Source organism: Paenibacillus sp. sg306046 (assembly GCF_059821225.1).
The window spans coordinates 17,925-27,804 of sequence record NZ_JCAMRT010000039.1 but is presented as its reverse complement, the minus strand read 5'-3'; the positions used below and the strand labels follow the sequence as shown (position 1 = coordinate 27,804).

Genomic DNA, 9,880 nt, shown 5'->3' with positions numbered 1-9,880 from the left:
CCATAATGAACTGGCCTTCAATTCAGTTACATCGTGCATTAAAGCCGATTTTCGTTCTGCGAAAGTTGAGTAATTAACTAAATATATCAAAGGAGACCAGTGAATGGTTACTGTTGATAAGGTTGTAGAAGAAATAAAACGAGCGTTCCCTCAGTTACAAATTGATCAAGATGATGACGATGTGAGGACATTATTGTATCTGGACAATAAAATCATCACTGCTGAAATATCGCATGAAGACGATGCTGTACAAGGTATTACAGTAGACTTGAAAATGTACTTTAACGCTTACTCGGAAACATGGTCGAATGATGATGATGTATCTGAATCACTCCAAGACCACAAAACCTGTATATCTGCAATTCAGCATCTTTATAATTTAACAGATATACAACCAGATATTACAGATGAGACTGAACATCATGATGATACACAAGGGTTTTATACCATATCGTATAATTTCGAGTATGTAGCACAAAAAAAAGATGAGAACATTGAACATCAAGACGATCTAAATGTGTTCTACCTAACAGCTCATATCTTGGTTGGAGAAACAAAAAGGACTTTAATAGCGATAATTCAAGCGTTATTGGATACAGGATCTTACTATATAGATCACTTCTCAGAGTGTCAGTATGATGAGCAATTGTTTGAGCAAGGGTATCGAAATTTTGGACATATTTTACAGACATTTATTGAGACAGAAAAGAAATATAAGGAACATTATGAAATGATATAGGTTTTCTTTTGCAAAGTAAGCGCCAAATAGGTCAGTGTATAGAAACATTCCTAAGTCTCTGAGACAATTCCTGTATCTGCTAATCCAAAAGTGTACCACTTACCTAGCATTCGCTAACGTAAAAGTTGACCACCCCGAGCGACGTCCCTGTTATGCTGAATTTAGATCAGCAGCCAGGGGGAAAGGACATGTACGGGATGGTGGATAAAGAATATGTTCGAAAAAAGCACATTGTCGATGGGTGGTCTATCCGAAGACTGAGTACACAATTGAATATCGCTAGACAACCTGGATTCCCGAAAACACATAACGAGGAGCGTGTAAACCCGCATAAACACTAAAATCAGGCTCGTTATGAGTCCTAACACATAACGATGATTTTCTAAGGGGTGTTACCACTGAATCCCTTGATACTACTGGGTTTTTGTCCAATCCTCGTTATGTAATGCCGGGAATCCAGGAGACAAACCGTTCGGAAATTGCTGGCGGATGCAGAGGTTCCGGCATACAGCCGGCAGCAAGAGAGAGCTTGCCCGGTCATGGGTCCCCGCGCATACATCGAACAAATCCTTGAAGAAGACAAGAAAGCTCCTGCGAAGCAGCGGCACACGTCCGCAAGAATCTATGAACGTTTGACCAACGAACACGGTTTTGCGGGTGGGGAATCCACCGTCCGCCATTACCTGCGAAAGCTTAAAGGAACGGCTAAAGAATGCTTCCTGAAGCTTGAAGCTAGTCCCGGTGAGCAGATGCAGATCGACTTTGGTCATGCAGAGATCGATCTCGCTGGCAAACGAATCAAAGTATGCTTGTTCTGCATGCGACTCAAGTACAGTCTAGTCCCTTTCGTCGTCGCCTTTCCTACCGAACGCCTGGAAGCCTTCCTCGAAGGCCATGTAAGAGGCTTGGCCTATCTGGGTGGCGTTCCCAAGGAAGGACTCTACGACAATGCCACCACGCAGGTCATCCAAATACTAGCCGGACCTGAGCGCGAAGAACATACCTGGTTCTCCAGCTTGCGCGCTCACTACCTCTTCGACAGCCACTTCTGTCAACCGGCACATGGCAATGAAAAAGGCACCATTGAGTCGCTGGTGAAATACGTCCGTAGCCGCGTGCTGGTTCCTGTCCCGTCTTTTGGCTCTTGGGAGGAGCTGGCTGCTCACTTGCTGCGCTGGTGTGAGCAGGAGAAGGCAAAACGCGCCGACCTTTGGCTGGACGATCAAGCAGCGCTTAGACCGCTTCCTGCAAGCGCATTTTCATCGGCACGCCTCGTTCCGGTCAAAGTGAACAGCTATGCGCTCGCAACCGTAGACCGCAACCAATACTCGGTTCCGTGTGTGCATGTCGGACAGATGATCATGGCCAAAGTGTATGTGGATGGCATTGAGTTTATCGCATGCCGTGAGCTTGTTGCTTCACACGTCAGGTGCTACAAACGTAGCGAGATTCGCATGGAGATCGGTCACTACTTGACGGCGCTTGAGCGCAAGCCGCATGCCGTCACGCACGCCTCCGTTGTTAGGCGGCTTCCCCCTGTATTTGGCAGGCTGCGCGAACACATGACGCAATCCCATAGCCAGGGTTACAAGGGCTTTTTACCAGGCCTGTTGATTAACCAGAATGTGTAACTGTGATGGGAGCAAAATCGATTGAGAGCAGACGATCTATGCTCATGATCCATTCAATAGGGAGTTCACCAAGAAGCAGTAAACGGGTGAACCGAACAAACGTGAGCTCTGCGTGACGAGGAAATGTCCGCTTTGCGCCGTCGAACAACCATTTGAAGCGTACAAATACGATCAGCGCGGAGAACAGCTGGCCATAGACAGCATTTTCGGTTGTACCAAACAACGTCGGGATGTTGACGTGCTGCTTGATCCAGCGAAAGAACACTTCGATTTGCCAGTGTGCTTTATAGATCAGGGCAATTTGTTCCGGCGTCACATCCATCAAATCGGTCACAACGCGAATTTCTCTGCCCTCGAAATCATGAAAGATGACCACACGGTGACGTTGCTTCGACCGACATTGTGGGGTCCCGAGCTGGCAGGTCATATCCCTAATAACTGAGGAGTCGGCAACAGTTTGACGCCGCAGGGCATACGGTTTTTCAAAGTGGATATGGTCACGAAGCCGGATGACAAAGGACTGCCCTTCTTGTTTATAACGATCCAGGCGCTCCAGTTTCCCATAGGCACGATCCATAACCATGATATAATCAGGGTTTTCCAAAGATTCGCAGACCGGTCCATCGTGCTTGGTGCCAATCGTTTCCGTGACATCCACAGGCTGTCCGTTTTGAGATCGTAGAGCCACATGCAGTTTCACTGCAGCCCGCTCTCCGTGATAAGGAGCCCACGGCAGCCGGGTTTTCCCCACGGTCATGGTCGTCGAATCAAGCAGCAGCAGCTCCTTTGGAAATGCCAGCTTTCGCCGGGTTTCCCGGTTGCATTTGCCAACGAGCAGTTGAAAACCTTGTTTAAACACAGCAAATGGCACATCGGCGGCTTTTCCAGAAAAACTGGAACAGTGGACGGGCGTGAGACCACTGCGAGCGGCATGATCCGCACCATAACGATACCCGGACCATTCTTCGCTGGCTGCGGCTACCCAATATTGAAGCAAGTGATAGACGGTGAATTTTCGCGCTACATCGACATAGCCCACCGCCTGGATGATCGTTTGTACTTCTTCTGGCTTCAGAACCGTTTGTAGAATTGCTTGAATCATGGTAGACTTTTTCATGGAGTCGTCACCTTCCGGCCGTTTGTAGGGGTACAAACAGTTTACCGGATTGACGGTTCTTTTTCTACCATTTTGTGGTTAATCAACAGGCCTGCATGAATATATTAATTTGAAATTGAACAAAGAACGACTGGGGAATCTCCAAAGTCGTTCTTTATTTTTTCTGTAAAATATCTTTAGAAATCTTATGTATCAACTTAATTTCATCAATGGTTGTTTGTCGCAGAAATTGATTATGAACTTCCAACACAGCCCTTTTATCAAAATAATCAGATGCAACATCAACCCCTGCTAAATCAAAGAAGACTCCATAATCCGTATCCAGCGCGACAATAATCTTCTCAAGCGAATCTATAGAAATGTTTCGAGTTCCTCGTTCTACAGCTCCGATATAGGAATACTTCAACTGAGCTTTTTCTCCGAGCTGTTCTTGAGAAAGTCCTTTTTGCTTTCGCAGCATGCGAATACGTTCGCCAATCAATTTTCTTAAACTACTCAATTCAACCACCTCATTACTAGAGTAGGTTTTTAGGGATATCGCTGAAAGACCTATATTAATTAAAAATATTGATTTTTTAACTTATAAGTTCTATAATTACAAAAGAAAACTTTGTATAAAAATAACAAAAATGGACCATCAATTCTTCTGGTTTAATATCCATATGTTAGGAGGCGTCCCTGTGCACCCCATCCAAACCCAGCTCGAAACAATGCTCCAAGAAGAAGCAACGCTAATCCAGAGAATTCGCCTCTGCCGAGACTTTATCGACACCCTGCTTAAATACGTCTCCCACAACGCGGATCAGATTCACATCCTCACGACAGAGGATATTCTAACTTCCGTGCACACGATTGCTCAAGATCTCGATACGGAGCTGCTCCATGTCAGGCTTGAGAAGGTAATCCTCGAGAACAAGCTAAGAAGTCTACAGCCTTCTGTTGAGCTGTTTGATACCTCAGAACGGAGCAGTGCCAGTAAACAGTCCGGCTATGTTTGAATTAAAGAAGTTCTTTATTTCAATTATGTACGATTGCAATCCCAATATCCGTCATCTTGGGATGCAAAGCTCAGGCACTGCTGAGAATACTGTTGTGGGCCGCGTTTGGGGAGTAGATAGATTCTTAAAGAAATCAATAAATCAGTTCAAAGACACCTGATACCAATCCAGGTGTTTTTGCTTTTTGCCTACACGTTCTCCTAGTGGTCATGTTCCATCCCCTCCAATATCCGCCAAATGTACTCCCTATATTTCCCTGTAACTATTCTATTTACGTAAAATTACTACGTTTTAACACTTCCCTCACAATCTATTAAACCTTCGATAACAAAATTCAAATATCGAACACAATGCACTTGAAACGTTCATAATGTTTAACACTTAGAAAACAGACAAACTGCACGTTCATTTCGTAACATGAAAGCAGGCAGTAGACGACACAACTAATAGCAAACTATCGAAGGTGACGATGATGCGCAAGCGGCTCAACTTGTTGTTAAAGCTAGGTCTTGTTTTGGCGATTGCAGCTGGTGCGCTTTACTACTGGCTGCGTCCGCTTTTGGTCAGAATCGAAAGTACGACGTTGGCTAGCGGCATACATGTAAAGTTTAGGACCCAAGGAACGAATGTAGAAGAATACACGAATCAAGCCTGGCAGCCCTATTTCGCCAAGGGGATTAATATGGGGGCGACGATCCCCGGGCATTTTCCCGGTGAACTGCCCGTTTCGGAGGCTGAATATGAGAGATGGTTCGGCATGATTCAGGACATGGGGGTGAATGTGATCCGGGTGTATACAATCATGATGCCCGAGTTCTACGAGGCCCTGGTCAAATACAATAGGAAACATCAGGAAAAGCCGCTTTTCTTTATGCAGGGCATTTGGAGTCCTGAGGAACAGCTGATTGAAGGGCAGGATGCATTCGATCCCGAGATCAAGCAGAAATTCGAGCAAGAGATTAAGGACGCAGTCGCGGCGGTTTATGGAAAAACGACACTCACGCCCGAGCCGCATTCGGGAAAAGCAGGAGGTGCCTATAAGTATAACGCTGGACCTTATCTCATGGGCTGGATTGTGGGGACAGAATGGGACCCGAAGATGGTGAAGGGGACCAATGATTTGCATGCGGACATCGCAGACTATGAAGGGAAATATTTCCGTAATAAGCCGGGAGCGAACGCGTTTGAAAAGTGGCTGGCCTTGATGGTCGACACGGCGGCGCAAACGGAAATTCAGTATGGCTGGCAGCATCCCATGGCCTTCGCCAATTGGGTGACGACGGACCCGCTCGCGCATCCGGGCGAGCCGCTTGTTGAAGAGGACCTGGTTAGCGTCGATCCTACGCATATTGAGGTAGTGGATTGGGAGGCAGGGTATTTTGCGTCGTATCATGTGTATCCGTATTATCCGGATTTCTTTACCTTTGATAAGTCGTTTCAGGAAATGACCAACAGCAAAGGTCAAATTGATAGTTACTACACCTATCTGCATAAATTAAAAGAAGCGCACCCCAATCTGCCAATCATGGTTACGGAATTTGGCGTGCCGGCTTCCTTGGGCGTAGCCCACTTGGGCACGCTCGGCCGCAATCAAGGCGGTCATAACGAGCAGCAGCAAGGAGAGATTGATGCGGAATTACTGCAGCAGATTCACGGTTCCGGCTACTCGGGAGCGATCTTGTTCACGTGGCAGGACGAATGGTTCAAGAAGACATGGAACACCCAACGCTATGATGAAGCGGATCGCCGGGCGTACTGGTATAACACGCTGACGAACGAGTCCTTCTTCGGGGTACTCGGGATGTTCCCGAGCAAAGACGATGTGATTCACATTGATGGAGACGCCTCGGATTGGAACAAGCTGAAGGATAAGAAGAAGCTCGAGGTGCAGGCTCCCGGCTTTGAGGAGATTTGGGCCACGCATGATGAAGGCTACCTTTACTTGATGGCGAAGCTAGCGGAGCCGTTCGATCCGTCGAAGGAAAGCATCTATTTCGGAGCGGATACGCTGCCCGGGGGCAATCGCCATGGACCGGAGCTTCACGGCATGACATTGGATGAAGGATTGGAAACCTTAATCGAGCTGTCGGATGAACATAAAGGACGCTTGACGATCGCTTCCAATTACGATATTCATGCCCGGATGTATGAACATTCCGGACTGCCGGAGATCGATCCGAAGGAAAAGCAGGATGATTCGGGGATTTTCAAGCCTTGGAAGCTGATTGTCAATTATTTGCTGGAATATCCCGACTCCCGGATGAACCATCCCTTCGGAGATGTAGAGGTTGGCATACTGGAGAGAGGCACCAGCGATCCGTCGAGTCCCGAATACAATTCGAAGGCGATGTGGCAGGTTCAAGGGCAGGTGCTCGAGCTGCGTATACCGTGGATGCTGCTGGGATTCAGCGATCCGAGCTCTCTGAGTGTCATCAACTACAGCGCGCCGACCCACAATAAATTTGAATTGACGCAAGTGGAAGGTGTTCGCATCGTTCCGTGGAGGGTGAAGAATGATCAAGTCGCCCTCCCGGACAGCTCGGCTGCGGCGCAGCCGGTTCCGGTGTCCGCTATGCCATTGTACACATGGCAGCGCTGGGAAGATAAGCAGGTTAATTACGTGGAACGGCCGAAACAAAGCTACTACATCATGAAAGAGGCGCTGAATAAGATCAGCGGCCCCGTTATTCGTAGCGATCCATCAGGCAGATGAAGCAGAGGAGAGTGAAGGAGTGTACACCAATCTGAATGTAGCCATACAAGCGTTATATATGATTTTGGCTTTTAATCTGGCTTGTATGGTCATCATTTATGCCGTCAAGCTGAGAAATATAAGAAGGAGAAAACTGAACGATCGGTTTCAAACGAAGTTTAAGGATTACCTGACGTATGTTCAAGCCAATCTGGATGGGATGGAGCCGTTAAGGGTCCCTCCCTGGACGATGAACCCGGTGGAAAGGGAGGCGATGCAGGAGAAGCTGCATGATATGATCGAATGCTTCTCGGGCGAACAGCGGTACAAGCTGGTTCGGCTTTGCCAGGACCTGGGGCTCGTGCGGCATCATCTGGAGCGCTTTAACAGCCGGACTTATCGGGTGAAGCTGGATGCCGCGTATCACTTGGGATGTATGCGGGTGAAGGAGGCGGCGCCGGGTTTACTGGACATGTTAAAGGAGCATCCGCTCAATTCGTCGCTGTTTGTCGTCGCCCGGGCTGCAGCCAAGTGTGCCCGCGACCAGCAGGAGCTCGAAGCGATGGTTCAGATTTTGCTTCAGCACAACAAGAAGTGCTACGAGCTGATTGTGAATATGATAGCCGATTCGGAAGTGGATGCCGGTTCCTTGTATACGGGCTATGTGAGTCATCAGAATCCAGCTTACGTTCGAATCGGGCTGATCGGGTTGAATGGTTACACCGATCCGGCAGCGGCCTCAGCGGTCTTCCGTCTCATGGATTCCAAGCATGAAGACATTCAAGTCAAAGCGGTGGACGTTTACTTGAAAAGCTCCCGTCTGCTGCCTAGAAACGTCGTTAGCAGGCTGCTGAGTCATCCGAATCTCGCCATTCGCCGGTTGACGATAGAAGCGTTGGCCGACATCAAAAATTCGGCTTATGTCGAGCTGATGAAAACCAGTCTGGGTGATGCCGATCAGCGAATCGTGTATGCGTCGGCCAAAGGCTTGCTCCGGTTGGGAGAAGAAGGTATGGTGGCGCTTTGTGAGAGCGCCGCAGCGGTTCAAGGTACGGAACGCGGGCAGTTCATGCAGCAGCTGATTGAGGATGAGATCAAGCATCTGTCTATGCAGCTGCACAATTGGAATAAGCTCATGCAATATAACCTGCTCATGTATACCTATGACAAAATATTTCACAAGTCCAAACGTATCTATCGTGTCGTATAGGAGGGTTGCGTAAACATGTGGGTTTTCGAGTATCAAACGGTGGTAGATTCATTCCTGAAAGGGCTAAGGGAGTTTTTGCTTTATTACAGCTATGCCGCTCTCTTTTACGTCATTCTCGTCACGGTGCTTTATTATTTCATCTTCGGATTTTCGATTCGGCATATTTTCTCGCTCAAGCGGGGAATCCAGTACAATCGGATTAATAAGCTATCCAGCTCCAGCCAGCTTCCGCCGGTTTCCTTATTGGTACCGGCCTATAACGAGGAGTTAACGATTATTGAGAACGTCAGGTCGCTGCTCGCGCTTAATTATGCAGAATATGAGGTGATCGTCGTCAATGACGGTTCACAGGATCAGACCTTGACGTGCATGCTTGAGGAATTCAAGCTGGAGCCCATTCATCCGGTGTACTCCAGCAGCATTAAGACCGGAAAAATCAGAGGGGTGTACTATAATCCCGATTATCCCAATCTATATTTAGTTGATAAAGAAAATGGTGGGAAGGCAGATTCGCTGAACGCAGGCATCAACCTTTCCCACTACGCGTTGATCTCAACGATTGATGCGGACTCTTTGCTCGAAAAGGATGCGTTAACGAGGATTGCCCGGGTCTACATGGAGAACCCCGAGGTGACGGTTGCCGTTGGCGGCAATGTTCGAATCGTGAACAGCTGTACCGTGGAAGACGGCATCGTGAAGGATGTTCAATTTCCTCGTAAGCTGCTGCCGGCACTGCAGCACGTCGAATATACGAAAGCCTTCCTCGGCGGTAGGATCGGCTGGAGCGCTGTCAATGGCCTCATTATTATCTCTGGAGCCTTCGGCGTGTTTCAAAAGGAGAAGGTCATCGCAGTCGGCGGTTACCGTGGGGGCTACCCCGGTGAAGATATGAACATTGTGATCAAGCTTCACCGTCACTGCCTGGAGAATAAAATCCCATACCGGGTAGCGTTTTGCCCGGATGCCGTTTGCTGGACCCAAGCCCCGGATTCGTACCGGATCTTGAGCAGCCAGCGCAAGCGCTGGGGGCGGGGAAATCTGAAAAATATGATTGAAGAAGGCATTCACATGGTGCTGCGCCCGAAATACAAACTATTCGGAATGCTGACACTTCCCTATAACATCGTGTTTGAAACATTGAATCCGTACTTCCGCCTCAGCGGCCTGCTCGCTATATTGGGCTACTGGATGCTGAATATGACGGATTGGTACACCGTTGTTATCTTTTCGTTAGTCAATTTATTTTCCTGCTTTGCCTTAAGCCTGGGGGCCTTGTTTATTGAAGAGGCGGCCTTCAGTCGTTACCCCAAGCTGGGCGACCTGAACAAAATGATCTTGTATTCTCTCCTGATGTTTGTAGGCTATCGGCAAGTTGGAGTTTGGTGGAGGTTAAACGGACATGTCCAATTCCTGCGCAATAACAACTCGTGGGGAACGATGGTCCGTACTAACTTTAATAAATAGCAATCCCATACAAAACAAGAGGAGTGGAG

Annotated in this window: 8 protein-coding genes and 1 pseudogene; 7 read left to right on the top strand and 2 right to left on the bottom strand. The window is 47.9% G+C overall.

The window, feature by feature from the left end; genetic code table 11:
- The first annotated feature begins 103 nt into the window (after nucleotides 1-103).
- The 3 genes and pseudogenes from AC6ROY_RS24280 (at nucleotide 104) to AC6ROY_RS24270 (ending at nucleotide 2,370) form a co-directional block, all read left to right on the top strand.
- Nucleotides 104-739: a hypothetical protein gene (locus tag AC6ROY_RS24280; RefSeq protein ID WP_500103140.1), complete on the top strand. Its 636-nt coding sequence runs from the start codon at nucleotides 104-106 to the stop codon at nucleotides 737-739.
- A gap of 473 nt (nucleotides 740-1,212) precedes the next feature.
- Nucleotides 1,213-1,977 (top strand): annotated as a pseudogene (gene istA, locus AC6ROY_RS24275) (IS21 family transposase); the annotation flags it as partial.
- The gene (locus AC6ROY_RS24270) at nucleotides 1,954-2,370 is read left to right on the top strand and encodes a Mu transposase domain-containing protein (protein ID WP_500103143.1); all 417 of its coding nucleotides are present in this window, start codon (nucleotides 1,954-1,956) and stop codon (nucleotides 2,368-2,370) included. The pseudogene istA and the gene AC6ROY_RS24270, both read left to right, overlap by 24 nt.
- Here the strand turns inward: AC6ROY_RS24270 and AC6ROY_RS24265 are convergent.
- Together AC6ROY_RS24265 and AC6ROY_RS24260 are read right to left on the bottom strand one after the other, a co-directional pair.
- Nucleotides 2,354-3,487, bottom strand: a complete 1,134-nt coding sequence (locus tag AC6ROY_RS24265; RefSeq protein ID WP_500103139.1) for an IS4 family transposase — start codon at nucleotides 3,485-3,487, stop codon at nucleotides 2,354-2,356. The genes AC6ROY_RS24270 and AC6ROY_RS24265 overlap by 17 nt on opposite strands.
- A 154-nt stretch (nucleotides 3,488-3,641) precedes the next feature.
- Complete coding sequence (locus AC6ROY_RS24260; RefSeq protein WP_500103138.1) at nucleotides 3,642-3,986, bottom strand: helix-turn-helix domain-containing protein; 345 nt, start codon at nucleotides 3,984-3,986, stop codon at nucleotides 3,642-3,644.
- Between the two features lie 181 nt (nucleotides 3,987-4,167).
- On the opposite strand from AC6ROY_RS24260, the gene AC6ROY_RS24255 reads away from it, so the two are divergent.
- The 4 genes from AC6ROY_RS24255 to AC6ROY_RS24240 all read left to right on the top strand — a co-directional run bounded on the left by AC6ROY_RS24255 (nucleotide 4,168) and on the right by AC6ROY_RS24240 (nucleotide 9,851).
- On the top strand, nucleotides 4,168-4,485 hold the full coding sequence (locus AC6ROY_RS24255) for a hypothetical protein (RefSeq protein ID WP_500103137.1): 318 nt from the start codon (nucleotides 4,168-4,170) through the stop codon (nucleotides 4,483-4,485).
- A 469-nt stretch (nucleotides 4,486-4,954) separates the two neighbouring features.
- Nucleotides 4,955-7,198 carry a hypothetical protein gene (locus AC6ROY_RS24250; RefSeq protein WP_500103136.1) on the top strand — a complete coding sequence of 748 codons (2,244 nt, stop codon included), beginning with the start codon at nucleotides 4,955-4,957 and terminating at the stop codon, nucleotides 7,196-7,198.
- A gap of 19 nt (nucleotides 7,199-7,217) precedes the next feature.
- A complete protein-coding gene (locus AC6ROY_RS24245) occupies nucleotides 7,218-8,387 on the top strand; it encodes a HEAT repeat domain-containing protein (protein WP_500103135.1) in 1,170 nt (389 codons plus the stop codon).
- A gap of 15 nt (nucleotides 8,388-8,402) precedes the next feature.
- On the top strand, nucleotides 8,403-9,851 hold the full coding sequence (locus AC6ROY_RS24240) for a glycosyltransferase family 2 protein (RefSeq protein WP_500103134.1): 1,449 nt from the start codon (nucleotides 8,403-8,405) through the stop codon (nucleotides 9,849-9,851).
- Nucleotides 9,852-9,880: the final 29 nt, after the last annotated feature.

Coding starts and splice junctions, on each gene's coding strand:
- AC6ROY_RS24250 (WP_500103136.1), top strand. CDS start 4,955: ATGATGCGCAAGCGGCTCAACTTGTTGTTAAAGCTAGGTCTTGTTTTG.
- AC6ROY_RS24240 (WP_500103134.1), top strand. CDS start 8,403: ATGTGGGTTTTCGAGTATCAAACGGTGGTAGATTCATTCCTGAAAGGG.
- AC6ROY_RS24280 (WP_500103140.1), top strand. CDS start 104: ATGGTTACTGTTGATAAGGTTGTAGAAGAAATAAAACGAGCGTTCCCT.
- AC6ROY_RS24265 (WP_500103139.1), bottom strand. CDS start 3,487: ATGAAAAAGTCTACCATGATTCAAGCAATTCTACAAACGGTTCTGAAG.